At 49.4% G+C, this 24383-nt stretch carries 25 protein-coding genes and 2 tRNA genes; 10 read left to right on the forward strand and 17 right to left on the reverse strand.

The genetic code is table 11. The features are described from left to right. Positions 1–140: 140 nt before the first annotated feature. The 7 genes from IPP75_05900 to IPP75_05930 all read right to left on the reverse strand — a co-directional run bounded on the left by IPP75_05900 (position 141) and on the right by IPP75_05930 (position 5420). Entirely contained in the window at positions 141–380 is a 240-nt protein-coding gene (locus tag IPP75_05900; GenBank protein QQS69413.1) for a GIY-YIG nuclease family protein, read from the reverse strand. Between the two features lie 139 nt (positions 381–519). Continuing rightward, positions 520–596: transfer RNA gene (locus tag IPP75_05905), tRNA-Arg, on the reverse strand. 32 nt (positions 597–628) lie between these two features. After that, positions 629–1522 (reverse strand): DMT family transporter, encoded by an 894-nt coding sequence (locus tag IPP75_05910; protein QQS69414.1) that lies wholly within the window; start codon positions 1520–1522, stop codon positions 629–631. Next, positions 1477–2874 carry an FAD-binding oxidoreductase gene (locus tag IPP75_05915; protein ID QQS69415.1) on the reverse strand — a complete coding sequence of 466 codons (1398 nt, stop codon included), beginning with the start codon at positions 2872–2874 and terminating at the stop codon, positions 1477–1479. Before IPP75_05915 ends, IPP75_05910 begins: the two co-directional genes overlap by 46 nt. A gap of 14 nt (positions 2875–2888) precedes the next feature. Further along, on the reverse strand, positions 2889–3707 hold the full coding sequence (locus IPP75_05920) for a DUF817 domain-containing protein (GenBank protein QQS69416.1): 819 nt from the start codon (positions 3705–3707) through the stop codon (positions 2889–2891). Positions 3708–3738: 31 nt separating this feature from the next. Beyond that, positions 3739–4743, reverse strand: coding sequence for a HAMP domain-containing histidine kinase (locus IPP75_05925; GenBank protein ID QQS69417.1), 1005 nt, complete (start codon positions 4741–4743; stop codon positions 3739–3741). Continuing rightward, complete coding sequence (locus IPP75_05930) at positions 4740–5420, reverse strand: response regulator transcription factor (protein ID QQS69418.1); 681 nt, start codon at positions 5418–5420, stop codon at positions 4740–4742. Before IPP75_05930 ends, IPP75_05925 begins: the two co-directional genes overlap by 4 nt. 249 nt (positions 5421–5669) lie before the next feature. Between IPP75_05930 and IPP75_05935 the strand changes: the two genes are divergently transcribed. After that, positions 5670–5873 carry a hypothetical protein gene (locus tag IPP75_05935; protein ID QQS69419.1) on the forward strand — a complete coding sequence of 68 codons (204 nt, stop codon included), beginning with the start codon at positions 5670–5672 and terminating at the stop codon, positions 5871–5873. Between the two features lie 291 nt (positions 5874–6164). Here IPP75_05935 and IPP75_05940 read toward each other — a convergent pair whose 3' ends face one another. Then, the gene (locus IPP75_05940) at positions 6165–6719 is read right to left on the reverse strand and encodes a hypothetical protein (protein ID QQS69420.1); all 555 of its coding nucleotides are present in this window, start codon (positions 6717–6719) and stop codon (positions 6165–6167) included. 135 nt (positions 6720–6854) lie between these two features. On the opposite strand from IPP75_05940, the gene IPP75_05945 reads away from it, so the two are divergent. The 4 genes from IPP75_05945 (at position 6855) to IPP75_05960 (ending at position 9792) form a co-directional block, all read left to right on the forward strand. Continuing rightward, positions 6855–8279: an NAD(P)/FAD-dependent oxidoreductase gene (locus tag IPP75_05945; protein QQS69421.1), complete on the forward strand. Its 1425-nt coding sequence runs from the start codon at positions 6855–6857 to the stop codon at positions 8277–8279. Next, positions 8272–8583, forward strand: coding sequence for a TusE/DsrC/DsvC family sulfur relay protein (locus IPP75_05950; GenBank protein ID QQS69422.1), 312 nt, complete (start codon positions 8272–8274; stop codon positions 8581–8583). The genes IPP75_05945 and IPP75_05950 overlap by 8 nt, the downstream gene beginning before the upstream one ends. A 53-nt stretch (positions 8584–8636) precedes the next feature. Continuing rightward, the gene (locus tag IPP75_05955) at positions 8637–9164 is read left to right on the forward strand and encodes a DsrE/DsrF/DrsH-like family protein (GenBank protein ID QQS70167.1); all 528 of its coding nucleotides are present in this window, start codon (positions 8637–8639) and stop codon (positions 9162–9164) included. Between the two features lie 385 nt (positions 9165–9549). Next, positions 9550–9792 (forward strand): hypothetical protein, encoded by a 243-nt coding sequence (locus IPP75_05960; GenBank protein QQS69423.1) that lies wholly within the window; start codon positions 9550–9552, stop codon positions 9790–9792. On the opposite strand, the gene IPP75_05965 is transcribed toward IPP75_05960, so the two are convergent. The 4 genes from IPP75_05965 to IPP75_05980 all read right to left on the reverse strand — a co-directional run bounded on the left by IPP75_05965 (position 9783) and on the right by IPP75_05980 (position 12330). Next, the gene (locus IPP75_05965) at positions 9783–10802 is read right to left on the reverse strand and encodes a ribose-phosphate pyrophosphokinase (GenBank protein QQS69424.1); all 1020 of its coding nucleotides are present in this window, start codon (positions 10800–10802) and stop codon (positions 9783–9785) included. The two genes, IPP75_05960 and IPP75_05965, sit on opposite strands and share 10 nt — an antisense overlap. 67 nt (positions 10803–10869) lie before the next feature. Next, positions 10870–11631, reverse strand: coding sequence for a heliorhodopsin HeR (heR, locus tag IPP75_05970; GenBank protein ID QQS69425.1), 762 nt, complete (start codon positions 11629–11631; stop codon positions 10870–10872). A gap of 118 nt (positions 11632–11749) precedes the next feature. Next, positions 11750–12052 carry a DUF1905 domain-containing protein gene (locus IPP75_05975; protein ID QQS69426.1) on the reverse strand — a complete coding sequence of 101 codons (303 nt, stop codon included), beginning with the start codon at positions 12050–12052 and terminating at the stop codon, positions 11750–11752. A gap of 201 nt (positions 12053–12253) precedes the next feature. Then, a tRNA-Lys gene (locus IPP75_05980) sits at positions 12254–12330 on the reverse strand. 100 nt (positions 12331–12430) lie between these two features. On the opposite strand from IPP75_05980, the gene IPP75_05985 reads away from it, so the two are divergent. Together IPP75_05985 and murI are read left to right on the forward strand one after the other, a co-directional pair. Next, positions 12431–13237, forward strand: coding sequence for a bifunctional 5,10-methylenetetrahydrofolate dehydrogenase/5,10-methenyltetrahydrofolate cyclohydrolase (locus IPP75_05985; protein ID QQS69427.1), 807 nt, complete (start codon positions 12431–12433; stop codon positions 13235–13237). A gap of 4 nt (positions 13238–13241) precedes the next feature. Further along, a complete protein-coding gene (murI, locus tag IPP75_05990) occupies positions 13242–13892 on the forward strand; it encodes a glutamate racemase (protein ID QQS69428.1) in 651 nt (216 codons plus the stop codon). Here murI and murD read toward each other — a convergent pair. Continuing rightward, positions 13864–15186 carry a UDP-N-acetylmuramoyl-L-alanine--D-glutamate ligase gene (gene murD / locus IPP75_05995; protein QQS69429.1) on the reverse strand — a complete coding sequence of 441 codons (1323 nt, stop codon included), beginning with the start codon at positions 15184–15186 and terminating at the stop codon, positions 13864–13866. The two genes, murI and murD, sit on opposite strands and share 29 nt — an antisense overlap. 115 nt (positions 15187–15301) lie before the next feature. On the opposite strand from murD, the gene IPP75_06000 reads away from it, so the two are divergent. Next, positions 15302–15940 carry a transposase gene (locus IPP75_06000; GenBank protein ID QQS69430.1) on the forward strand — a complete coding sequence of 213 codons (639 nt, stop codon included), beginning with the start codon at positions 15302–15304 and terminating at the stop codon, positions 15938–15940. Between the two features lie 102 nt (positions 15941–16042). On the opposite strand, the gene IPP75_06005 is transcribed toward IPP75_06000, so the two are convergent. From IPP75_06005 to IPP75_06015, 3 genes are all read right to left on the reverse strand, one after another. Beyond that, positions 16043–16414: a response regulator gene (locus tag IPP75_06005; protein QQS69431.1), complete on the reverse strand. Its 372-nt coding sequence runs from the start codon at positions 16412–16414 to the stop codon at positions 16043–16045. Positions 16415–16467: 53 nt separating this feature from the next. Further along, positions 16468–17535, reverse strand: coding sequence for a transposase (locus tag IPP75_06010; protein QQS69432.1), 1068 nt, complete (start codon positions 17533–17535; stop codon positions 16468–16470). A gap of 276 nt (positions 17536–17811) precedes the next feature. Continuing rightward, the gene (locus IPP75_06015; protein ID QQS69433.1) at positions 17812–18198 is read right to left on the reverse strand and encodes a response regulator; all 387 of its coding nucleotides are present in this window, start codon (positions 18196–18198) and stop codon (positions 17812–17814) included. Positions 18199–18394: 196 nt separating this feature from the next. Between IPP75_06015 and IPP75_06020 the strand changes: the two genes are divergently transcribed. Together IPP75_06020 and IPP75_06025 are read left to right on the forward strand one after the other, a co-directional pair. Beyond that, positions 18395–19762: a hypothetical protein gene (locus IPP75_06020; GenBank protein ID QQS69434.1), complete on the forward strand. Its 1368-nt coding sequence runs from the start codon at positions 18395–18397 to the stop codon at positions 19760–19762. Positions 19763–19843: 81 nt separating this feature from the next. After that, positions 19844–22012 carry a hypothetical protein gene (locus tag IPP75_06025; GenBank protein QQS69435.1) on the forward strand — a complete coding sequence of 723 codons (2169 nt, stop codon included), beginning with the start codon at positions 19844–19846 and terminating at the stop codon, positions 22010–22012. Positions 22013–23353: 1341 nt separating this feature from the next. Here IPP75_06025 and IPP75_06030 read toward each other — a convergent pair. Further along, a complete protein-coding gene (locus IPP75_06030; GenBank protein QQS69436.1) occupies positions 23354–24313 on the reverse strand; it encodes a transposase family protein in 960 nt (319 codons plus the stop codon). Positions 24314–24383: the final 70 nt, after the last annotated feature.

Raw genomic sequence — 24383 nt, forward strand, 5'->3', positions numbered from 1 at the left:
GGATTGTCACTAGGTGACTCCCCGCACACTGCCCCGAAGGGCGGTGACCACCTCAACGATGGTATTTACCACTCTACGCTCATGCGCAAACCATTGCAAGCACGAGCATTTTATGATGTGGATAACCTGGGGATAAATCCCTATAGATAATGTCTTCTTAGGAAGGCGATACCGGAACCGGTTTTAAGATATTGCTCGTATGCAATGGCTTTATTCTTCGACGTAAAGGCAGTGTAAACGATTAAGTCCCAAGGACGGTACTTGCTCGTGTGTTTGCTGCGACCGGCATTATGATTGGTAAAACGTTGTCGTAAATTGGAAGTGATACCGACATATGTTTCATTGAACCGCTGACTTTTTAGCAGATAGACGTAATACACAGGTAGCAATAATATACAAAGAATCCTCCTTCGCGCAAGGCTTCGGAGGACATTCTATTTCATGGTTTGGACTAGTGGAATGTATCAGACAGAACACACGTTCGATATATTTATTCTACGAAGCTTTAGCGAAGTAGAATGGTACGCCCTGCAGGATTCGAACCTACGACCTTCTGTTCCGAAGACAGACGCTCTAATCCGCTGAGCTAAGGGCGCGCAAATGTATGCATAGTATAACAGGGAAATATCTAAATAACGAGGAGGATGACGCCAAAGGTGCACATGGCGGCAGCAGTGAGTTTGCGTGCAATGTTAGTGCGCTCGCTGCGCATAAAAGCAAAGGCCAGTAGGGCGGTGACGATTATTCCTGCTTGGCGAATAGGCGCTACGAGGCTAAAAGGACCGTATAGGTAGGCATAGTTCATAGCGGCATTGCCAAGTGCATATATCACTGCCAGGATGATCAGCAGACGAAGTACTTTACCGCGGATGAGGTTTTTACAGAGAGGTATTTTACTTGGTTGGACCATCAGTGAGCCGATGCCACCCAAAACAAACGAAAACCAAATCCATGTGATTGGCTCAACATTGCGAACGACATACGCAGAGCTGGCTATAGCTATGCCAAAAAGAAAACCGGTAATAAGCCCATATACAACGCCCTTACGCCTCCTGAATACTTGGCGGCTCTCGCTCAAAAGGACTATGCTTCCAAAAACGAGTATGCCACCAGCGAGCTGTAGCCAACTGAGCCGTTCGTTGTACAGCCATATTCCAGCTAAGATTATCCATATGGCCTGCGTTGCAAACAACACCGAAAATACAGACGCATCTATATGTTTTAGCGTTTTTGCGTACACCACAGAACCAACCCCAAAACAAGCCGTGCAAAGCCCAACGGCAAACCACTGAGAAGAGTACCCGGCAAACGATATGCCGTTAGCGAAAACCCATGGCAACATGACCGTCGCCACCGACAGCTGAAACATACCGGCAAACGCCACATCATCTACCTTATAGCGGTGCAAAATAATTCTTTGGAGCAGTATTGAAACCGAAAGAAGTAGCACGGCAACAGCAATATACACCTGCCAGCTCATGGGGTAATCCGGAGCTTCGCTGTTCGAAACAATGTTCGCCACAAACCGCGGTGCGTATCTAATTTGAAACGCTCACGTACGCGAACCTTTTCGTAAACCGTTGGCTGATATGACGTTTGATATGTACGACGTAGTTTTTGGTACTTATTCTTATGGTAGATATGCCAAAAGTCTTCCTCGGAATAGTATGTGTGGGCATAGAACCACTTTTTCCCACCCAACTGGGTCAGTTTTTTTTCAATTGAGCGATTTGCCCGTAAAAACTGATTATAATCTGGTATAAACTCACCCCACACGCCGACATTTATAACGAGTGGAGTTGGTAAGTTACTCGAGATGAATGGCGATAGCTTGTCGGTTTTAAGTGGACAGAGCCATAGTGGATAGATGCCTAACGTATTGTCAACGAAATTCATGAACTCTACAGCTTTTTCTACGGGCAGCGCCAGATCCTGTACGACATGATGCTGAGACATGCCACTTTCCTGGAGTGCTTCATATAGTTTGCGGGTGTGGAGCATCCAGTTAAGTAATCTGCGCCAAAATTTTGTAAAAGGAATGTCGAATACCTTAAAAGCATATTTACCGACCCAAAACGCACCTCGGTCGTAGCGGAACAAATAGTCGGTTAGTGGGATTATTTTGTTCCAGATGCCCCCATGGGATTCTTTTTCGGCGTCAAGGTAAAACCGTTCATCACGGGCGCGACTGAAGCGGGTGACTACGCCAGCTTTTTCATTTGTAAGCGAGCCAACCATAATGACGCCACGGTCGCGTGCGAACATAATCCCGTCTATGTAATCGGGTTTTTTGGCTGCTTCTTTTTGCATGAGTGACACTGCAGCGTCGAAGCTTTTGACGGGAAAATACGTAAGCCGTACATATTTTTTGGCAGGAATGAGGCGAAGCTCTATCGCCGTCATTACGCCAAGGGTGCCATAGGAGCCTGCTGTGCCATAAAATAAGTCAGCGTGTTTCTTTGGGCTGCAATTCGTAATCGTGCCGTCCCCGGTAATTATCTCGTATGATGTACAAGTGCTATGAAAGCAGCCATACCGGAAGGAGCTACTTTCGCCGGCTCCGCCCTGTACGCCGCCACCCACCGTAATGCCGGGGAATTCCATAACAACCGGTGGAATGAGACCGTGTTTTAGCGTGGCGCGGACGAGTTTGTCCATGGGGACGTTTGGCTCTACGAGGGCGGTTTTGGTCTTTGGGTCAATATGCAAGATGTGGTTAAGCCCACTGGCGTCGAGCATTTCGCTCCGTTTAAAAACTTGAATCCGGGTGGAATTTGTGCTGCCATGGTAAATTTTAAAGGGTTTCTTTTGCTCGTAAAATCCTGCGACTTGTGCGGCTAGCGCCGCAACCCGTTCTTTGTGCGTTTGTTTCATCTGCGCAGATTGTATCATGTTTTTCGGCGGGTACGGAGGGCGTGGAGGAGGTCAATCATGATGAAGCTAATGAGCATCAGGAGTAGCCAGGCGCCTAGTTTGTGTATGCTCACTAGGTGCCATTCAGTTGCCTGGTTTGGGTACAGCCAGCTTTTTGTGAAGGTGCCAATGTTTTCAGCCAGCCACACAAAAAAGGCCGACAAAAGAGCGGTGACCAAAAACGGCATGCGCCGTTCCGTAGTGTGTACGGTGTAGTAGGTCCAGGTGCGACCATATAGGACAAGGGTTGCACCAAAGAGCAACCAGCGGATGTCATAGGTGTAGTGGTGCGAGAAAAAGTTCAAATAGATTGCGGCCGCAAGTAAAATGGTATACAGGCGCTTTGGGTAGGGGCGGAATTCAAGCGCAAGGACTCGCCACGCACGAGCAATGAAGCTACCAACCGCAGCATACATAAAGCCCGAATACAGCGGTACTGTGGCTAGTTTAAAAACGGCATCTTCAGGGTACGACCAAGACCCAATCCCTGGTGCCGTTTTGAATAGTTCCATACCGAGACCCACAAGGTGAAAAATGAGTATGGTTACAACTTCGTGTGGCTTTTCGAGCTTTGTTGCGACCAGTACCAGCTGAATGAAGACTGCAAAGAGAAATAGCCAATCGTAACGGGCAAGCAGGGGAAGCTCAACATACTTGGTGACGATAATAGTCCCGAGCATAAGCCCGCCAAATATCGCTGCCCAGCCAAGTTTGATAGTAAACGCAAAGAGCCATCCGCCTGGGAATTGTTCTACTCTCTGTAAAAAACGCCATTTTTTACCTGGGTTTGTCATGTGGCTATGATAGCATGCCGCAGGTAGGGGGTTAGGCGAGGAGGAGAGTGATGGTGAAGGTGGTGCCTTTGCCGCTTGCATTAGAGCGGGCGGCAATGTGGCCGTGGTGTGCGGATATGATTTGTTTGGCTATAGAAAGACCAAGGCCATGGCCAGCCACATTTTGACTGCTACGTGATGTATCTGCCCGGTAGAAACGGTCAAAAATGTGGGGTAGGTCTTTTTCGGCAATACCGTGCCCGGTGTCGCTGATACTCAGTGTCGCCTGTTTGCCGCGTTTTTGAGCACTGAGGGTAATGGTCGATTTTGATGGGCTGTATTTCACGGCGTTGTCTAGCAAGATTACAAGTACGTCGGTAAGGCTTTCTGCGTTCGCAACTACTGTGATATCTCGAACAGTATTTTCGATGGAGATTTTCTTTGCTTGCGCGAGCGGAATGGTGCGGTTGACGGCTTCTATGGCAGCCACTTCGAGTGAAGTGGGGGATAAGGATATATCGTGATTGTTCGCGAGCATCAGTAGTCGGTCAGTGAGCGTGCGCATGTGGTGAACTTCGTCGAGGCTGCTTGCAAGCAGGGCTGCGTGGCTGGCTTTGGTAGCAGTTTTATCACGCAAGCCAACCTCAATCTCCGACTGCATAATGGTGAGCGGGGTGCGCAGCTCGTGCGCGGCATCACTACTGAACCGCGTTTGGCTTTCGAGCGCTTCTTCGACGGGTCGTAACGTACGTCGGGCAAGCAGGTAGCTCCCTATAGCTCCACCCGAAAGAACGACCAGATTAAATAAGACTAATTGCCCAAGCAGGCGTGAGCGACTCTCGGCAACACGTTGTTCGCGCCACGTCCGAAAGCCATCGGCATCGTCGGCGAGGTTAATGAATATTTCACCTGCTCGAGGCGGGCGGTAGCTTCGCCCCAGCTCGTGCGTAGATATCTGGAAGACAATAAAACTAAACAGCAGGCTAATGAATAGTAAAATCAGCGTGTACCACGCCGTGAGACGAAGGGTTGCAGAGTGAAACACTGGGTGTTTCATGCGACCTCGCTCAGTTTGTAGCCAAACCCGCGAACCGTGTGGATAAGGGGTTTGGATTTGAACGGCTTATCAACTTTATTGCGCAGGTAACCTATGTAGGCTTCGACAGTGTTGGGCAAAATGTCTGCGTCAAAATCCCAGACGTGATTGATGATGTTATCCTTACTCAAGACCCGTTCCTTGTTCCGCATAAGATATTCCAGTAGCGAATATTCGGTTTGCGAAAGGGCAATTGGCTTGCCTGCGCGGCGGACGTCATAACTCACGGTGTCGAGACTGAGATCACCGACCTGCAAATTTGTGCCACTTGTTTCGTGTGGGCGACGGGTAAGGGCGCGCAGGCGAGCTAGGAGCTCCTCAAATGAAAATGGCTTTACGAGGTAGTCGTCTGCACCGGCGTTGAGTCCAGCTACGCGGTCGCGGACCTGGCCTTTTGCGGTGAGCATAATGACGGGGGTTTTGACGCCCTTGCTGCGCAGTTTTTCGCATATTTCGAGCCCGTCCATACCGCCAGGGAGCATACGGTCAAGGATAATAACGTCGTAGTCGTCGCCAAGTGCGGCCGCCAAACCATCGGCACCGTCGTGACAGACCTCCACGGTTGAGTGTTCTTGCTCAAGCCCCAGTTTGATTGCGCGGGCGATTTTGGGTTCGTCTTCTATAAGGAGTAGTTTCATATGCTTTAGTCTGATACCTTTCCCTGAATTATACCTGAGAACACTCTGACTGGCATTGTGTAATGTGTGCGTTCTTATGAACGGAGCGAAAATATTCTCCTCAGCGCTGTTATCCCCGTCCTGAGCCTGTCATTCCCGCGCAGGCGGGAATCCATGCGCTTATACAACCGTCTGTGCATTCACTAAACCTCACAGCCTCACTAACCCTCTCAATTCCTGCAGGCTCCCGCACCTGCCAAGCGGCTCATTTTGTACGGACAAAATGAGAGTAAACCGCCGGGGAGAATGCAAACGACCGGCTTACTTGCCCATGACTGCTTGCTTGTTTGGCTTGTGCAGAACTCACTGCACTTTGTTTCGTTCAAACAGCTTCCGCGCGCAAGCAACCAAGCAGCCATGGGCAAATCAGTCGTTATGCAGCTACGTTCCGTAGCCTCGGAACTTCTACCATGAAAGCATAGCTTCCAGGTGAAGATTCCCTTGCGACCCGCCACAGGCGGCTCTCACCCGGTTTCCCAAGAATCACCCCTTACTGCATCAAGAAAAGTACTCACCGTAGACCTCTCTGGCATAACCGTATCATGCGCTACTGTAAACTAGCGGCCTGAGACTGCGCCTTGAACGTTGGTTGCTGGGCGTTTGGCATTTGCTCATTGAAAATTGACTCAAAATTGTAGACTGAAAACGAAATTACAAACACCCCGGGTGAAACTACCAAGGGTGTTTGTGGCGGATGCGGTGAAATTACTGGTTGACTTTCGTGTTGGCATTTTGCGAAGAATCACCTCGTTTGTGGTCGCCACGTGGTCCACCGGGGCCTCCCGGGCCGCCGTGACCGCGCCCGCCGCCAAAGACGAGGTAGCGGTAGTCGGTCGATATGCCGTTGTCGCTAAACCACTTATCGAGAGCGGTGCGTTCAGCATCCATAGCTGCTTTTCGCTCGGCGTCGGTTTTGCTATCCATGCTGGCGCGGTTGGCCTCACGGGTTTTTTGCAGTTCGGCACGCTTGGCAGTGATGGCATCGGCTTGCGCTTGGGTAAGCTTGCCGTCTTTCACCAGAGTAGCGAGTTCAGTTTTCACTTCTGCTTCACGCTGGGCTTTCATTTCGGCGCGGTTGGCGTCAAACACTGACTGCACATCACTTTCTTTCAGGTTAAATTTCTTCGCAATGGCGCTGACGAGGCCCGACATAGGGTGGGAGCCATTGTTTTGCGTGGCGGCGCTTGCCATACCGAGTCCGGTGAGTCCGGTGACGGCCACCATAGCAGCGACGCCTGCGGTTACTAACGATTTCTTCATGGGCATTCTCCTTTACGGTTGATATGTGTTGCAACTGCCGTATGATACCCATGTTTCATGAGAGCTTCCTGAGACACTCACTGCTTGAGGTTATGGTTATGCAGTGCTACGATGAATGTAAGGAGATTCTTTGCGATGGGCCAAGAAGACGCCAAAAACAAACACATCGTTATCATTGGCGCCGGAACTACCGGCATAATGGTTGCAAATAAGCTGGTGAAGTCTGGCCACCATGTAACGGTTATTGACCCGGCTAAAACACATTACTATCAGCCCGGCTTTCTGTTTGTCCCGTTTGGGCAGTACCAGTTGAACCAGCTGAGAAAGCCACTTGTTCGCCTGCTCCGAAAAAGGGTTAATCACCTTCGAGCCGTGGTGCAAAGCCTGCAGCCTGCCGAGAAAACACTGCAACTCGACTCGGGTGAGTGTGTTCGCTACGATGTTTTGGTTATAGCCACGGGTACACAAACAGACCCAACCATGACGGAAGGGCTTGTGGGTGAGGGCTGGCGCAAAGACATTCACGATTACTACACTCCCGATGGTGCCGAGGCGCTACGCCAGGCTCTTCAGAAGTTTCAGGGTGGCAACCTGGTTGTGCAGATTATGGAAATGCCTATCAAATGCCCAGTCGCGCCCCTGGAGTTCACCTTCTTGGCAGATGATTACTTCAAGCGCCGTAAGATGCGCGAGAAAGTAAAGTTAACATACGTAACGCCGCTTCCCGGGGCTTTCACCAAGCCAGTCGCCGCTGCCAAGCTTAGCCACATGCTCTCAGACCGTAGCGTCGAAGTGGTAACAGATTTTCTTACCGAAAAGGTGGACCAAGCAGCCAAAAAAGTCGTGTGTTACGATGGCCGCGAAGTGCCGTATGACCTGCTTGTTTGCGTGCCTATGAACGTTGGTGCGAAGTTTTTGCAAGGCAATGAGCTCGTGAATGATGTGGAGTTTGTGGAAGTAAATCACCACAGCCTACAGTCTACTAAGTACCCACATATTTTTGCTATAGGCGACGCCGCTGATGTACCAACAAGTAAGGCGGGGTCGGTCGGGCACTTCGAGGCTCACACACTCCGGCGAAACATCGACCACTTTTTGGCTGGTCGCCCAGTGGAAGAAACATTTGATGGCCACAGTAATTGCTTTGTAGAATGTGGCGGTGGTAAGGCGCTGCTGCTTGATTTTAACTACGACACGCAGCCATACGAAGGTACCTTCCCGTTTGCAGGCATTGGCCCGATGAAGCTGCTTAACCCCAGCCGGTTGAACCACTGGGGGAAACTGGCTTTTCGCTGGATCTACTGGCACATGCTTTTGCCTGGCCGCAGGATTCCGTTTATCCCTGAACAAATGAGTTTGAAAGGGAAGAATATTCCAGCCGATACTAGAGTATCAGAGAGTTATGAGACAAGAGACATGAGTCAAGATGTACCGGCGCAATCCCAGGTGAAACCACCAGAGGAAAATGAACCATCCCAGGTGGAACAACCACAAGTTTCTAGTGTGCCAAATGAACAACCAAATCAACTAAATCAACCGAAGGAGGGTGGTCGTGAATAAAACCATTGCTGGCCAAGAAGTCGATGTCGACGTAGAAGGCTACATGACGAACAAAGATGCCTGGAACGGCGAAATTGCCACGGCAATTGCTGCGGAACTGGGCATACATGAACTTTCGCAAAAGCACTGGGATGTGCTGAACTGGCTCCGTGAACAGGTTGCGCAAGGGGTTGAACTCAACATTCGCAAAGTTGGTAGTTCCGGAATTGTCGACATAAAGGAGTTCTACCAGCTGTTTCCCGGCGGCCCACTAAAAAATGCCAGCAAAATTGCCGGATTACATAAACCAACAAGCTGTCTGTAGGAGGCACTATGTCAGAACAACACCCGCACAAAACTGAACACACTGGCCACGAAATGTGTCATGTCTGCAACCAATGCAAAGACTGTCATGCCTGCCGCTGCGAAACGCAGCAGGGCCCAGCACTGAAAAAAATGATGATTATTGTGAGCAAGGCAGGTATAGACAGCGTGTACGCCGCGCTCATCCTGGCGAACGGCGCTCGCAGCGAAGGCATAGAGTGCGACATGTTCTTTACGTTCTTTGGCCTCGACGCCATCACCAAAAAACGCATGGAGCACTTAAAGGTTGCTATGAGTGGTAACCCAGGTATGCATATGCCGGAAATTGCCGGGGTCGTACCTGGCATGGAGACCTTTGCAACACACATGATGCAAAAGCGCATGGCCGAGCTTGATATACCGGGCGTAAGCGAATTCCTCGACATTATCAAGGCGGCTGGCGGGCACGTGTATGCCTGCAAGCTTGCCATGGAAATGTTTAAACTAGAACAAAGCGACCTGTGGGATGACACGGACGGCGTGCTTACCGTCGGCCAGTTTTACGAACGCTATGTGCCAGGTAGCCAAATCATCTTTATCTAGCACGAATTTCGCACCAGCCAGCCTCCCGCCCAGCGAAGTTGGCCGCACCGCTGGCTTCTCCCCACCCCAATGAATCGTTCCGATACCTTGGGAGCCCCGGTTCGACTCCTGCACATTTTTCCTCTCCGGTACATCGGCTTCGCCTCTTTTCTCACTGCTCGGAAAGAAAAAGTAAACTTCTTTCTTTCCTGCGCGACTGCGACACCACTCGCCGTAGTACAGTACGGCTCCTGGAGCCTGTCCTGAACTTGATTCAGGATGCTTCAAGGAGAAAATGCACATGAACTCAAAGTGCGAAACGCGTGTCTAGCGCGATTTAGTTCCAGTTCGTGTTTGGGTTCTCTACTAGCTTGACCCGCTGCTAAAATACTCTACAGTGTATGGTATGAAACATGTGGTGAGGCGCTTGTTTATTTTTGGTTACGCGCTTGCGTGCGTCATTGCATCTTGTGCACCCGCCTCGGCACAACAAGTAACTTTTTCACAGCAAATCAAGCCGCTCGTCTGCACGGTAGACATAGTGGTAGCTGGCGCAACCATGACCTTCAATCTGTATCCCGACGAGTGCAAGCACTCGGCAGCTGCTCGGCAACTACTTGCTGACACAAAAGCAAGTCGCTACGAATAATTACGGCCGTCAAAAAGGTCAGACACGGAGCCGCCGGTGGCTATTTCGTGCAGGGCTGTTGCTATCATGGGGGCAACTGGTATGACGGTGAGTTTATCGCCAAGAACCTTTTTGGCGTAATCGATGGGTACTGTATCGGTTACGATTAATTTGTCTATAGCACCACCTTCAAGACGCTCTATTGCTGGGTCGGAGAGCAGGGCGTGTGTTGCACTCGCAATAACCGCAGTCGCGCCAGACTTACGGAGCGTCTCGGCGGCCGTTACAAGTGTGCCAGCAGTATCTATCATGTCGTCTGTCATGAAGCATATACGGCCCTCGACGCCCTGAAGCTTCTTGGGGCGAATAAGTTTGCTACTGTCGTGCCGGTCACGGGTCTTTTGCAGGTGACGCAAGCGAACACCCAGGATATCAGCAGCCCGCTCGGCATCTTTGGCTCGACCGGTGTCTGGCGAAACAATGGCAAAAAGTTCTGGGTCGCGGTCGCCCATCTCAGTTTTTAGCCCATCTAAAATGAGTCGTTCGGCTATGAGGTGGTCAAACGGTCCATGAAATGTTCCCTGTACCTGCGACGAGTGCATGTCTATAGTGACCAAGCGGTGCGCACCAGCCATCTCAAGCATGCGCGTGACCACGGCAGCCGAAATTGGTTCGCGCCCTTTTGCTTTTCGGTCCTGTCGGCTGTAGCCAAGGTATGGTATGACGACTGTTATTTCGCGGGCAGATGAACGGCGTGCTGCATCTATGAGCAGCATAGTTTCCATAAGCGCGTCATTCACCGAAAGGTGCCGTTTATAATCATGCGCAAATGTTTGAATAATAATGACGTGCTTGCCGCGTACCGACTGCTCGTACTGGACATACAGTTCACTGTTTGCAAAGCGCTTCCGGTTGACCGGACCAAGCTCTAGCCCCATGTGTTTAACACTTTCCTCAGCAAGCTTTGGGTGAACCGTACCAGTTACTATATATAAATCATCTGGGTTGATAGTAACCTTGGTTCCGTTCATAGTGAGCTAAGCCTCTCTTTAAACCTATTTCTTCCAGAGTATAGCGAAAACATGCAGAATGCAATGATTATGGACGGAGCGTGCCACCAAAGACCTGCCACGCCAAGAGCGATTTGGCCACAAGGCTCAAAATGATGTAGGCGCGTTCGCCGTAGAGGTAATCGCGCCATTTACCAACCTGCTTGTACTGCAGCACCATATTCAGCGCAAAGCAGCTGAAAAATACGAAAATAGAGACAGATATCCAGTACACAAACGTTGGGGCGGCACTCCCATTGGCTGCTCCGAGCCACATATAAAATGCCACGACTACCCAAGGGATGAGGCCAGCGAAGGTACCAAGGTTGAAGCTGAGCCAATTAGTCTTTTTGGTGGTTTGGTTGTGCACTTCCATGACGAGCCCGAGCAGGTTCATGACGGCGGTCAGGCTAAACATCATCAGCAGTGAACTGAAATCGTAGATACCCACTAACATGCCAATGGCGACCATCATGGTGCTGGCCGAAATGGCGTATTCGACCCAGCGTAGTTTGTTTATGCCGAGTTTGAGGTCGGCAGCATAGCGCCTGTTGTACACAGTGGCGATAGTAAAGTGGAAAAAGGCCGAGAGGAAAAAGAAGGCAGCAATCAGCCAGGGCAGGTCAACGTTAAAAAGCGTCGTTGTTGTCGGTTGGAGTGACTGGGTTGCTTTGTCGAACTCGAGGTAGTTACCGCTAACGGGCACAGGCAATGACTTGCTGAGTAAGAGGACCGCCACGGCTTGCGCCAGATGCAAGCAGCCGGCGATGATATTGAGTTTCTTGAGTGACCGCGCGGTTATTTTCTTCATAGAATAAATGTAGCATATAACGCTATAAAATCATGCGCCGCACCCGGAATACCCTTGTGGCAAGTAGCTCAAGAGAACGCTGCGCGGGAACAACCCCATTTTTCCCAACAAGAATTAGCTAAAAAACATCTTCGATGTAAATAGTAAATTTACACCTATCTCCGGTCGATATTTTAGCCCTTTTTCGTACATCTTGCTTTATGGGAAGTAGGTAAGAACCTGTTTTTCTGTCTGGGAATATCGATGTAAACCATTCGGTATCGTTTACTGCTGCCCGTACTCGTATTGAGCCGAAACCCCTTTTCGGTGATGTACTTGTAACCAGCTTTATGTCCTGGGCAATCTTTGCGGGAAGGGTGGCAAAAACCCATGCTCCTTCTCCTGGGTAAAGCCATAGTTCAGAACTGAACGCAAATTGCATAGTTTTATGATATCAAAAGCTATCTCCACAGAAGCCATAGATTAATGAATGGCAAAGTGGTAAGAGGCTCTTTAACCCGCGCCGCTACCTATCTCCCATGAAAGTCGGAAAGGAGGGACTCACCGGCACGGCAGCTTTGTTAGTGAGGTCATTTCTCTCCAAAGAAAAACACCCCATCCTTGGGGAGGGGGTGTTTTTCTTTGGAGGGTCAGGAGGGACTTGAACCCTCGACATTCTGCTTAAGAGGCAGACGCTCTAACCAGCTGAGCTACTGACCCGGGTAGTGTTACACCTTTTTAATACGGGTTTAACAGGCGAAAGTGTACCAAAATACCTCTGTTTTGGCAAGAGTACGCCACGACTGATACAATGAGTGACATGAAATTACTCAATGGCCTCGAATTAGCAGGGTTTATCAAAGAGCGGCAGGCAAAAGATGTCCGGCGCGTCAAGCAAACAATGGGCGTGCAGCCCAAGCTGGCCATAGTCTACACTCTCGAACACGGCCCCAGCCTAACCTACATGGGCATGAAACAGCGTTACGGTGCGGATATTGGCGTAGATGTAGACATACACTATGTTGAGCAGGCAAAGGTTACAGGATTGCTTGCCAACCTAAACGCCGATACGAACGTACACGGTATAATCGTGCAGCTACCGCTGGCTGATGCATCCGAAACAGATGAAGTAGTAAACGCAATTGCCCCCGAAAAGGATGTGGATGGGCTGGGCGAAACAGCGCCGTACACCCCAGCAACACCTATGGCTATACTCTGGCTCTTGGCAGGCTATAATGTTGACCTCCAAAACGCACGCATTGCCCTCATTGGGCGTGGCAAGTTGGTGGGCGCACCGCTCATCAAGATGTTTACAGAAAGCGGCTACAACTTTGTGCTCATTCATAGTCAGACGCCAAATACGAAAGAACTGTGCTTGGAAGCAGACGTTATCATTACCGCGACCGGCCGTGCCGGGCTCATTACCTCAGACATGGTGAAGCCGGGTGCGGTGGTATGCGATGCTGGAGTGGCTGGCGAAAAGGGCAAAACCGTTGGCGATGTTGCAGACGATGTCTACGAACGCGACGACATTACGCTCACCCCGCGCAAGGGCGGTGTTGGCCCGCTCACCATTTGTGCCCTCTTTGAAAACACTATCCGCGCCGCCGAGGCTAGCGCGAAATAGTGCTATGAAAATAGGTGTATTTGACTCGGGCATTGGCGGGTTGAGCGTCGCACAAGCAATAGAGCGGGCTTTGCCTGAACACTCCGTTGTATTTCGCCATGACTCTCCAGAGCACTTTCCGTATGCTACAAAATCGCCAGATGAACTTTTTGGGTACGTTGTGCCCGTGGTACACTCGCTCGTAGACGATGGGTGCCAGGTAGTTGTTATAGCATGCAACACAGTAACGACAACCCTTATCTCAAGATTACGCGAACATTTCAGCGTGCCGCTTGTCGCTGTTGAGCCGATGATTAAGCCCGCCGCCAAAATGACAAAGACTGGCGTCATTGCTGTTTGTGCAACGCCGACAACACTTGCCAGCCCTCGGTACAGCAAACTAAAACAGCTGCATGCCCAAGGCCTTACTGTACTCGAACCGGATTGTAGTGATTGGTCCGTGCTTATCGAACACGACGCCATGAACCGAGCACGCTTAGAGGAAGTGATTGAGCCCGTTTTGCGTGCGGGTGCCGACGTCCTTGTTCTTGGGTGTACGCATTATCATTGGATACAGGACGAAATTCAGGCGCTATGTCGCGACCGAGCTCAAGTTATGCAACCAGAAGAAGCTATTGTTGCCGAGCTTAGACGAGTGATTGCAGAACTTGCTTGAACTGATTTCCTCTATCTTTGTAATTTTCAAACATACCAAAACTTGCACAACCTGTGGAGAGTAGAACCACATCTCCTGGTTCTGCGGAGGAGCGAGCATTTGTAATGATTGCGGTCATGCTTTCGCCACCAGGTATAAAGTCGCGAAACCCAACGCGTTCAAGCGCCGCCTGGATGCGTCCGGCCTGGTCGCCTATAAGAAGCGCTTTACGAACATCGTTTGATGCAACAGCGCGTGCAAGTTCGTCGTAGGGAGCGCCCTTATCCGACCCGCCTAGGATAACTACTTTTGGCTGTGCAAAGGCCTCTATGGCGACAATGGCAGTCTCGGGCGTTGTACCGAAACTGTCATCGTAGTATTTGACACCTTCTATTTCACGCACAAATTCGAGACGATGCTCAAGCCCTGAAAAAGTAGTCAATACACCGCGGATGGCGGTTTTTACGGTGTTGATTTCACCTGGGATTGTTGGCTGGAGGGCCTGCCAGACGGCAGTGGTAGCCGCGCAGGCATTTTGCCAGTTGTGTTTGCCCAGGAGTTTGAGCTCGCTGGTTGTACAAATTTCCGCCCCACTAATAGTAATTGTGCCGTTCTCTACAAATGCACCTGGCGTTTGAAAATATGGGATTTTTTGCCCATGGCTCTGGGAGGCTATCTCTGTAGATATTTCATTCCCCGCAAAATAAATTGCGACATCGTCGCGATTTTGCTGCAGGAAAAGCCTTCTTTTTGCAGCCGTATAGTCGGCCATATCTGCGTGCCAGTTCAGATGCTCGGGCACAACCATAAGGCATACCGCGATATGTGGTGAGTGCCGGACGTCGCAGAGCTGAAAACTACTGAGTTCCAGTACAACCCAGTCGTCTGGCTTAATTTCGTTTACAAACTCAAGCGGGGAACGGCCAATGTTGCCGCCCAACCAGACTGTTTTTTCGGCTGCTTCTAACATTTTTGCGGTCAGGGTTGAGGTTGTGCCTTTGCCTTTGGTACCGGTTATGCCTATGACGTTTTTGGTCGGGCACGCTCGCAGAAACTCATCCACAGCCGTCGTAATCTTGCTTTCTAAGTTCGGGTTCGCAGCCAGCAATATTGACGGGTGTATTCCTGCGCTGCGCACAACTACATCAAACCGGTCTAAGTTTGCAAGATAGCCATCACCAAGCTGTGGCTCGTATGCTTCGGGAACCACAACCGCTGTGTTTTGGTCGCACACGGTCACGCTGTGCCCTTGCGCCGCAAAATACGCAGCGCTTACTACACCCTCTGTCGCAAAACCAACAATCGCAATCTTCATCCCTCCATTTTACCTCATTTCCCCTGCGTGAAAGCTCCGACCTTTCACGCTTATGCTTGCATGACTGTATCTGTTTGGCTTATATTCATGCGTGAAAGGTCGGAGCTTTCACGCTATGGCAAGTCGAAATACGGTTCGGGAATTTACAGAAAACGCCTACTACCATGTGTACAACAGGGGTGTTGAGAAGCGGGTAATTTTCCTTGACGAGCAAGACTACACCGTGTTTCTTGGCCTCCTCAAAAAATATCTGGTAGGCGAAAACTACAATAAAGCAAATCGGCACAAAGCCGTGACCATTGGCTCTGAAGTTCAGTTGCTGGCATATTGCTTGATGCCAAATCATTTTCACCTGTTGTTATATCAGGTTAGCCAGGAGGGTGTCGCGAAGCTCATGCGTCGGGTGACAACTGGCTACGTTATGTATTTCAATAGTCGTTATGCTCGCGTAGGCGGCCTGTTTCAGGGGCGATACAAAGCATCACACATCAATGCAGGCGCATACCTGCACCATATATCCCGTTATATCCACCTCAATCCGGAGCAGCACCAGACGTGGCCTTATTCGAGCCTCAAGTACTATCAGCGTACACAAGCACCACCAGAGTGGCTTCATACCGAAAAGATCATTGACTTATTCCATTCGCGTCGCGAATACCTGGATTTTGTAGACGAGTACCAAGACTCAATGCGAGAACTTTCTTTGCTCAAATGGCAGCTGGCCAATAACCCAGATGATCCTGACACCCCATGAAACTACCTCGGTAGCGCCGTGAAAGCTCCGACCTTTCACGCTCGAACCGCGAACCATAACCGTGAAAGGTCGGAGCTTTCACGGTTATTGGAGAGGTGGAGGTTAGGCGGCGAGTTCGGTTTTTACCATTTCGGCAACCTGTCGGGGGGTCATTTCTGCCTTGACAATGTAGCGACGGATGCCGAGTTCCTTTAGGTCTGGGGGTGCTTGCTCCTCACCTGAGTTTGTGAGGATGACAACCTTAATGTCTTTACCCCAACTGGTTTTGCGGAGTTTTTTGAGCATTTCGCCGCCGTTCATTTCCGGCATCATGAGGTCTAAGAGGATGATGTTCGGTTTCATCGATTCAGCCAGCTCCAGCCCAAGTTTGCCATTGGCAGCAGTCTCTACTATAAAGCCCTCTGCCTCAAACTTTATGCGGTACATGGTACTTATGGCTTGATCGTCTTCTACAATAGCTACTTTTTTGCTCATACTTTGTATTATACAATACGGCCAAAATTATTGCCGAACGACCTGACCCACACTCACTTTTTTCCTCCTCCCCGTACATGAGCCACCGGTATCGGTGGTAGCAGCGGCGTACGTAGTAGCCGTTGCATATACTCCCAGGCTTGCTTGAACCAGCTCAGTCGTTTCTTGGGATGAATCTTCTGCTGTTGTTTTGGTAGTACTTTGACCGCATAGCGCCACAGTAACCACCAACCGAGGAAGACAAACAGCAGCAAGTTACGGATGACTTGTGGTTTTCTGACTCGTTGCCACTCCAATCGTTGCAACCACTTCACATCCTTGAAGGCTTCTTCAATTTCGAACCTTTCTGCGTAACGGTTCAGGACTTGTCTTCTGGTGAGGGCCTCTGTTCCCTCGCTCGGTAGGTTGGTCAACAAAAACCAGGGCTCCGGATCCTTCATGTTCGGATTGTAATCCGAACGAATAAGTCGGAGCTTATGTGTATGGTACGTGATGGGTAATTCCTCATGACTAATGTCATGGATGGGTTCCTTCCACCAGCTGGGATCCCAGGGAAGCTGAACGAGCTTGTCGCTCTTGGTACGAGCGATGAAGTGCACATCGTACAGGGCAAACAAAGTGAACAGTTTGTCACTAGCAAACCAGCGATCCATGACAAGTACCAGTTGCAGATCTGGTGCATTAACTTGAAGGAAATGGAACAGTCCCTCCAGCGCCACTAGAAGTGGCGCAATGAGAGCTGCTTCGCTGAGGTTCACCTGACACCAAATGGGTATAGCTCGACCCTTGCGATGCGACACCGCCAAGATGGCGATACAAAACGGGCCGAATTGAGAGTGGTCCAGAGAGCAGTACCACCGACCAGTATGCGAAGCTAACGCTTCGCTAACCAACAATCGCTGCAAGCGCACTGGCAGTTCCTCGTCAGTAACTAACCGACGAATGCGGTTTTCTCCAGTCCAGCGATTCAGCCCAAGCGTTCGACCAGCAGCGTTGAGCGAACAGAACTCCTGAAGGGAAAACTGTTCAACTCCGAGGAAGAAGCGACGAGCCTTAGCTTTTGGGATGTATGTCGCACGCAGCCGCTTTACAGCAGTTGCCATCTTTTGTAGTGTAGTCATTAGAAAACGACCTTTCTGTTTTAGCTTTTGTAACCAAAACTGTAGGGTCGTTTTTGTTATGTGTCAAAAAAGTGAGTGTGGGTCAGGCCGAACGACCTGACCCACACTCACTTTTTGAATGTCATCCTGAGCGAAGCCGAAAGATCCCGTCTGATGTACGCCTAACGAGATCCCTCCACGGAGTTTACCCCGTACTTGATACGGGGGTCGGGATGACACAGGAGTAAAAAGTGAGTGTGGGTCAGCCGAACGACAACCTTCGTTATTGCTATTACCCTAAGTGTGCTTTGGGAGGCGCAGAACTTCTCGGACAACGTCCACTACCTGTGAAGGTGTATAGTGAGCTTTTACGATGTAGCGATCGACGTGTAAAAAGCGCAGAGAAGAGGGTGCTTCGTCCCGACTCAAGTTCGTCAGGATGATCACTCGCATGGAGGCTCCCCAATCTTGAGCGCGTACCTTCGCCAGCAGCTCCTCGCCCTGCATGCCGGGCATACGGAGATCTAGCAAAACTACATCTGGCTGTTCATTTTTGAGCAACCTGTACCCAGCCGCTCCATCGCCAGCGGTCAAAACAGTAAAACCCTCAAGCCGAAATTTTGTCTCGTACAGTCGCCGAATCGCAACCTCGTCCTCAACAACCGCAATCTTTACAGATGCCATATGATGTAATACTAACATAACTCTTACCCGGCATTGATTTTATGAGGGATTTTTGCTAGTATCGTAGAGAAAGTACATTTTGAAATAAGCGCAACGTAAACTCGACCAGGTCGAATGTTTACGTTGTGTTTTTATTTGGAAATTTAAATAATACATTATTGACCTATTACATAATAAATGATATTATTACACGAGTATGATACAAACTTTTGAATCAGGTACCACAAATATGCCTTCTATTTGCCCGGAAGGGCACGTACCTAGTTATTTGCCTAGATACCCAGGGGGTGAACACCTTAAAAAAATGGAAAAAGCCGGCTCATTGCTCATTAGCCAGGGTCGTGCTACCGATGAAGATGTTGCAAGATCGCTGGCTTTTACCGAGCGTGCGCATGATGTTTATGCTGGCCGGGAAGAGCCTGATAGTGCCGGAAGCTTTGTATTCGCCGTGCCCACTCGGGTTACGCGCGGAAATGGACATCTATACCCAAGCGAGATAACACCGTTTTTGCCCATGGTGAAGCAATGTAGCGGGCGGGAGATGCTGTATCTTCTTGACGATATGCCGCCAAGCGTAATCGAGTCATATGCACCAGACGGCACTGGTAGGCAGGGACACGTTCTTTTCGTGCCACTATTTGGTGATATTGTTGGTGATATGCAGCGAATCCCCAGAAAATTCCTCGGGAATCGAGGAGTGGAAGTAGGCAATAAGGTTGCAGGGCTGATTGCTCTTACTGTCATCAACCAAGCCGCCTCTTTCGCAAAAAAAAGACTCGGTGCTGAGGTAATGGGGCTTGGGGCTGTACTTCCAGCTTTAACTGACTATGGCAGAAGGATACGCGTAAATGGGCTTACGACTACAACAGGTCACGGCGGGACAGTCGCTCTGATAGGAGGCACCGTTGACAAAGTAATAGAGGATACCGGCCTATCAAAAGATAAGATAGGCGTAATTGGCAGCGCAGGCTCGATTGGAAGGTCAAGTCTGGCGCTATTGCTCCAGAAATACCCGTCAACGAAATTTATTGTTCACGATGTGAGGACAATGGAGCGTGTGATGAATTCTCTGAGTCCCACTGACAAGGCAAGAGTATACGTAGCGGGTGCAATCGATGGCGTCTTTAGTGAATCTAATGTGGTCGTGTCTGCAATAACAAGTACAGTTAATTTTGCTCGAGATTTTCCTGCAATTGATTTATCGAAGAAAGTAATCATTGACGACAGTCAGCCAGGGGCATTTGACAGAGACGAAGTTGAGTCGCGTGGAGGAAAAGTGGTGTGGGTGGTAGGGGACGACACTAGCACCGATAGAACGACGACGCGGCTTGGAGGCTATCTTTTCGGTGATCATACTGGTCTTATGACTGATTCAAATGTTTGGGGATGTGAAGCTGAAGCGGCAGCCATAGCGAGGACTGGACGATATGACCTAGCCTTACGATCGGCAGTCACACCCCAGGCGGCACAGAAAATTGGTGAGCTACTAAAGGGTGCTGGCATAAGGGTCGCTCCCTTCCAAAGTTTTGGAAAACCAGTTGACTTGCCGGTTATCACACGATAGCCATTGAACATAAAAGCTGCGCGTCAGATATAATCATTCTTTTTGTGGTACACTAGTTGTGATGTTCTTTGCGTAACAATAATGCAGCCTGTCCTAATATCACTACTTGCTATCATTCCAGTAAACCTCGCGCTCGGGGCTTTGATACTATTGCGCGATCGTAAGTTACTTTCCAATATATTTTTCAGTGCATCTATATTATTTCTTTGTATTTGGGCTTTAGGTGATGCCCTTTTACTTTATGGGTCTAGTGATTTATCAATCGGGCTCGGGTCAAGACTATTCTATATTGGGCCTATGTTCACGGCGCTGTTTCTAGTGCTGTTTTCGTTGAACTTTCATTCCCAAAAACAGGTTACAATTGGTTTATTTGGAGCAGTTCTTTCTGTTGTAAGCATCGGCTTGTCCGTCGTTATTGCACTTCAGCAAACAATACTCGTCGCCGATATACATATAGCGGGTTATGGGAGGAATGTCGTTGTCGTTAACCCTAAGGGGTGGCTGGTATATACTGTCTACTTCACTACCTATTTTGCCATCTCGTATCTCGCGCTAATTAAAAGAGCACGCAGATCTGGAGTGGTACAGAAAGTACAGCTTGAATATGTCTTTGCTGGAGTATTTCTAACGAGCATTTTTGCTTCCATTACGAATCTCGGCCTACCGTTAAGAGGGCAGACAGATTATATTTGGCTCGGGCCGCTTTTTACAATGCTCTACGTTGGCATAACGGCTATGGCTATATTACGCCACAAGCTGTTTGATATTCGCGGCTTTGTGTTGCGTGCTGGTGTTTATTCACTTACTGCTTTAATACTGGCGGTGCTATATGTTGCGCCGATTATATTATTGATGTTGGTAGTATTTGATTTGAAATTTCATATAAAAGATTTTATTATAGCTGTAATCATAGGAACCATATCGTCAACAAATTACAACAGACTGCGACAATGGTTTGATAGGACCACTAATAAAATTTTTTTCAGGGACGCATATGATCCGACGAAACTAATTGCGGAGCTAAACAAGGCTCTTGTGGCTACAATCGATCTACAGCAGTTATTAAGAGATACAACAAATCTTCTCGAGCACCATGTGCATCCTGAGTACTGTTGTTTTGTGCTCAAAGGCGTAGATAAAACAAGCCTGAGGGTCGTAGGTGATCCTTCTATTGGATCGAGGGATTTTAGCGCAGAGCGGCTAGAGCGTGCTCTGCGGCAGATTACCGAAAATATTGTCATAACATCGTTGTTGACTGAAGAAGACTCTGGGCTCAAAACAGTTCTTCACGAGTCTGATATTTTTGCCGTAGCACGGTTGACTTCTGGACGAGGCACAAAAAAGGAGTTAATCGGCTATATGTTGCTGGGACAGCGCAAGAGCGGTAAGGGTTATGATCTGCAAGACGCACAAGTTCTAGGGGCCGTATCAAATACTTTGGTAATTGCAATGCAGAACGCACTTCATTTTGAGGAGATACAACACTTTAACACAACCCTTCGTTCCCAGGTTGAAGAGCAGACGCGGAAGTATCGGACAGCGAACGAAAAGCTCAAAAAGCTTGATGAGACAAAAGATGAGTTCATTTCTATGGCAAGTCACCAATTGCGTACGCCCCTGACGAGCGTAAAGGGCTACCTGAGTATGGTGCTGGAGGGGGATGCTGGAGCGCTGAAGCCGCAGCAAGAAGAGCTGCTGAAGCAGTCCTACATGAGTAGTCAGCGCATGGTGAATCTTATAGCCGATCTACTGAATCTTTCACGCATTAACACGGGCAAATTTGTCATAGATGCTCAGCCTACCGACCTTCGCATGGTGATAGACCAGGAAGTTGCACAGCTGAAAGAATCTGCCAACGCAAAAAATATCACTCTTCAGTGGGTCACGCCTACAACGTTTAGCCTGCTACCGCTGGACGAAGGCAAAATTCATCAGGTAGTAATGAACTTTGTCGACAATGCACTGTACTACACTCCCGAGGGCGGTACGATAACACTAAGCCTGACAGAGTCTGCAAATGCGGTCGAATTTAAGGTCACCGACAGCGGTATAGGGGTGCCGCGTGAACTACAGCGGCATCTTTTTTCCAAGTTCTACCGCGCCGACAACGCGCGCCGTATGCGCCCAGATGGTACGGGGCTGGGGCTATATATGGCTAAAAAAGTCGTGATTGCGCAGGGCGGCTCAATAGTGTTTGAAAGTGAAGAAGGCAAGGGAAGCACTTTTGGGTTCCGCTTCGCGAAAAGGTAGGCGTCACAATTTCACTCTCGCCTCAGGCACGAACGCGTCGCAATCATGCCGGTTCGCCAGAGAGGCACTACACCCACATCCCTGTCATCTTGAGCGAAGCCCGGCTATCCTTAGGATGGTCGGACGAAGTCGAAAGATCTCCTTCTTACGGATGCAGGCTCTCGCTCACGTTCCGCGAACCCGGAACTTCACGGTGTCAGGCATAGCTTGACCCGGAAGGTTCCCTTGCGATTCGCCACCGGCGACTCTCACCTGCAGGCGACCAGGACCTTTTGCTGCCAAAAGGTCCTGGACCTAAAACTAGGCCAGAGGCTCCAACTCTTAGTGTCATAGTTGTTCGTTTTAACAACCGACGCAAGGACTCGTCACTCCGGCATTGCCACTGGCAATGCACCTCGTTCCTCAAACAACTTGCGTCGCCTGACGGGAGTTGTCAAACCCGACAACATGCCAGCCAGGAGTATTCGCATGGCCGTCTTAGCTGTATCGCTGACGCGATGATTTCTAAACGGCCTGCGGCCGCATTCATTTCTCGTTAATTGTATTGTCTAATTCGTTGGTGTTTGATTGTTTTTTGGTAACTTGGGCGTTGATAGTCTGTTGTTAGTTGTTGCATCCAACTTGCACAAGCGTCAAAACGCTTGTGCTATGTATTGACTTTTTTGCAATTTAGTTCCAATATGTATACATCCTTTGTTGTAAGGACGCACACATATAATTCCATAACCGGACATTCACAGGTCGGAAATCGAGTAAGTAAGGCAGCAGCCTGAAGGAGGCTGTACTATTTGCACGTTTGCGAACCTATATGATCCTGACTCTCCGCCAGCAAACGATCATTCACAATTTACAAATCAATCAGTCTAGAATGTAAGTAGCTAAGGACACCCTTGCTCACATCGCTGTTTTAGGGTTAACTAAAGAGAGTTATCCTTTTGCCCTACAACTGGACTTTTATGTCGTTCGCCTGTTGCTACTGAACCAAATCAAAGCGGATGCAAGATTATGGCATTAGACGCAATATAATTTACATTTAGTTGCTACGAGACACCAAGGCGTAGCGCTGGAGGGTGATATGTGCATTAGTTTGAATGACGAAGCGACATGCGTCTAGCTAGTAATATATGGCCAGTATTTATCTCTGCCAGTACGTTTAGCAGGGCTTTAATAGTCGGGTAGCATCTCAACGCCTGTAAGCCCCTTATTACTCGAAGCATTCTGCACCCTCCTAATCGGCAGGCGTCCATTGCAAGCCCTGGCTCCCATCACATGATTATTGCATAAGCAAATTTAAGTTAATAAAAATTTGACAATTGTACTAAGCCCCAATTGTCCAGACACTTAGACATGAGTTACTGTTCCTTTCCATACCGCTTCATAGTGCTCCATTGGCGGCAGGTTATTGCAGCTGCTATGCCGTCTCACGCGATTGTATTCGTTCTGCCATAGTTTCATTGCTTCGTTGAACGCGACGACATCAAGCTCGGTCGTTTTGGTGACGTGGTAAAACTCTTCTTCGTCTGTCCGATGGCTCCGCTCGACAAAACCATTATGTTGGGGTGTACCCGGTCGGGATAGCTTGTGCTCGATGCCCCGGTCGAGCAGGTACTGCGTGAACGGGTGGATACGTCTGAGCTCATGGTCACGCTTTTTGTTACCGCCAGTAGACAAATTGGTGAACGTGGAGTGGTTATCTGTCTGGACACATTCCACCGTAATACCAATCGATTCGTAGAACGCCAGGGCTTCACGCACAAAGGCGATTGAGTTGCTATTCGACAAGCCATCCTTGACCGCCAGGTACCGGATCTTGCTGACAATGTCTATCGCTGTAAACTGCTGTCTCCGACTCCGTCGTTTATCTTCGTCCGGACGAACCGGTGCAGCCTTAGTGTCAATCTGCACTCGGTAGCCTGGATAGGGCGCGTAGAACGGTCTCGTTGGCTTTTTCTTTGGATGTTTCTGGTGCTTTACGAGGTCGGCTCGTTCAATAATGCCGCGGACAGCTTTCTCGCCAATGGATATTCCAGAGTCACTCATCTCATCGACGATTCGCTTCGGGCCATAGGATAGTCCCAGCCTGATTTGTAGCACCAAATCCTCAATGTCTTCATTCGTCTGCCAGGATACCCTGCCTTTTGGTCCAGGCTTCTGCGGGAACAGTTCGATCCGCCAAGCATAGATAGTATCCCGATGGATCCCAAACATTCGGGCAGCGATTGCCGCGCCTTTCGCATCGGCTTCAGTTAACACTCGTTTACGATAGGCAATAACTTGATGTCGGGTTAGGTTCTTCTTCATACACATATGCCCCAATTCTACACACCGAGGTGTCGGAGGGATTGGGGCTTAGTATATAAAAATTTGACAA

This window comes from Candidatus Saccharibacteria bacterium, from assembly GCA_016700375.1.
In the GTDB taxonomy this organism is placed as follows: Bacteria; Patescibacteriota; Saccharimonadia; order Saccharimonadales; family UBA4665; genus JAGXIT01.

What these genes read in the sequence shown, in the direction of transcription:
- IPP75_05915 (QQS69415.1), bottom strand. Translation starts at nt 2,874, where the DNA reads ATGAAACAAACGCACAAAGAACGGGTTGCGGCGCTAGCCGCACAAGTC.
- IPP75_05920 (QQS69416.1), bottom strand. Translation starts at nt 3,707, where the DNA reads ATGACAAACCCAGGTAAAAAATGGCGTTTTTTACAGAGAGTAGAACAA.
- IPP75_05925 (QQS69417.1), bottom strand. Translation starts at nt 4,743, where the DNA reads ATGAAACACCCAGTGTTTCACTCTGCAACCCTTCGTCTCACGGCGTGG.
- IPP75_05930 (QQS69418.1), bottom strand. Translation starts at nt 5,420, where the DNA reads ATGAAACTACTCCTTATAGAAGACGAACCCAAAATCGCCCGCGCAATC.
- IPP75_05940 (QQS69420.1), bottom strand. Translation starts at nt 6,719, where the DNA reads ATGAAGAAATCGTTAGTAACCGCAGGCGTCGCTGCTATGGTGGCCGTC.
- IPP75_05945 (QQS69421.1), top strand. Translation starts at nt 6,855, where the DNA reads ATGGGCCAAGAAGACGCCAAAAACAAACACATCGTTATCATTGGCGCC.
- IPP75_05955 (QQS70167.1), top strand. Translation starts at nt 8,637, where the DNA reads ATGTGTCATGTCTGCAACCAATGCAAAGACTGTCATGCCTGCCGCTGC.
- IPP75_05960 (QQS69423.1), top strand. Translation starts at nt 9,550, where the DNA reads ATGAAACATGTGGTGAGGCGCTTGTTTATTTTTGGTTACGCGCTTGCG.
- IPP75_05965 (QQS69424.1), bottom strand. Translation starts at nt 10,802, where the DNA reads ATGAACGGAACCAAGGTTACTATCAACCCAGATGATTTATATATAGTA.
- heR (QQS69425.1), bottom strand. Translation starts at nt 11,631, where the DNA reads ATGAAGAAAATAACCGCGCGGTCACTCAAGAAACTCAATATCATCGCC.
- IPP75_05975 (QQS69426.1), bottom strand. Translation starts at nt 12,052, where the DNA reads ATGCAATTTGCGTTCAGTTCTGAACTATGGCTTTACCCAGGAGAAGGA.
- IPP75_05985 (QQS69427.1), top strand. Translation starts at nt 12,431, where the DNA reads ATGAAATTACTCAATGGCCTCGAATTAGCAGGGTTTATCAAAGAGCGG.
- murI (QQS69428.1), top strand. Translation starts at nt 13,242, where the DNA reads ATGAAAATAGGTGTATTTGACTCGGGCATTGGCGGGTTGAGCGTCGCA.
- murD (QQS69429.1), bottom strand. Translation starts at nt 15,186, where the DNA reads ATGAAGATTGCGATTGTTGGTTTTGCGACAGAGGGTGTAGTAAGCGCT.
- IPP75_06000 (QQS69430.1), top strand. Translation starts at nt 15,302, where the DNA reads ATGGCAAGTCGAAATACGGTTCGGGAATTTACAGAAAACGCCTACTAC.
- IPP75_06005 (QQS69431.1), bottom strand. Translation starts at nt 16,414, where the DNA reads ATGAGCAAAAAAGTAGCTATTGTAGAAGACGATCAAGCCATAAGTACC.
- IPP75_06010 (QQS69432.1), bottom strand. Translation starts at nt 17,535, where the DNA reads ATGACTACACTACAAAAGATGGCAACTGCTGTAAAGCGGCTGCGTGCG.
- IPP75_06015 (QQS69433.1), bottom strand. Translation starts at nt 18,198, where the DNA reads ATGGCATCTGTAAAGATTGCGGTTGTTGAGGACGAGGTTGCGATTCGG.
- IPP75_06020 (QQS69434.1), top strand. Translation starts at nt 18,395, where the DNA reads ATGATACAAACTTTTGAATCAGGTACCACAAATATGCCTTCTATTTGC.
- IPP75_06025 (QQS69435.1), top strand. Translation starts at nt 19,844, where the DNA reads ATGCAGCCTGTCCTAATATCACTACTTGCTATCATTCCAGTAAACCTC.
- IPP75_06030 (QQS69436.1), bottom strand. Translation starts at nt 24,313, where the DNA reads ATGAAGAAGAACCTAACCCGACATCAAGTTATTGCCTATCGTAAACGA.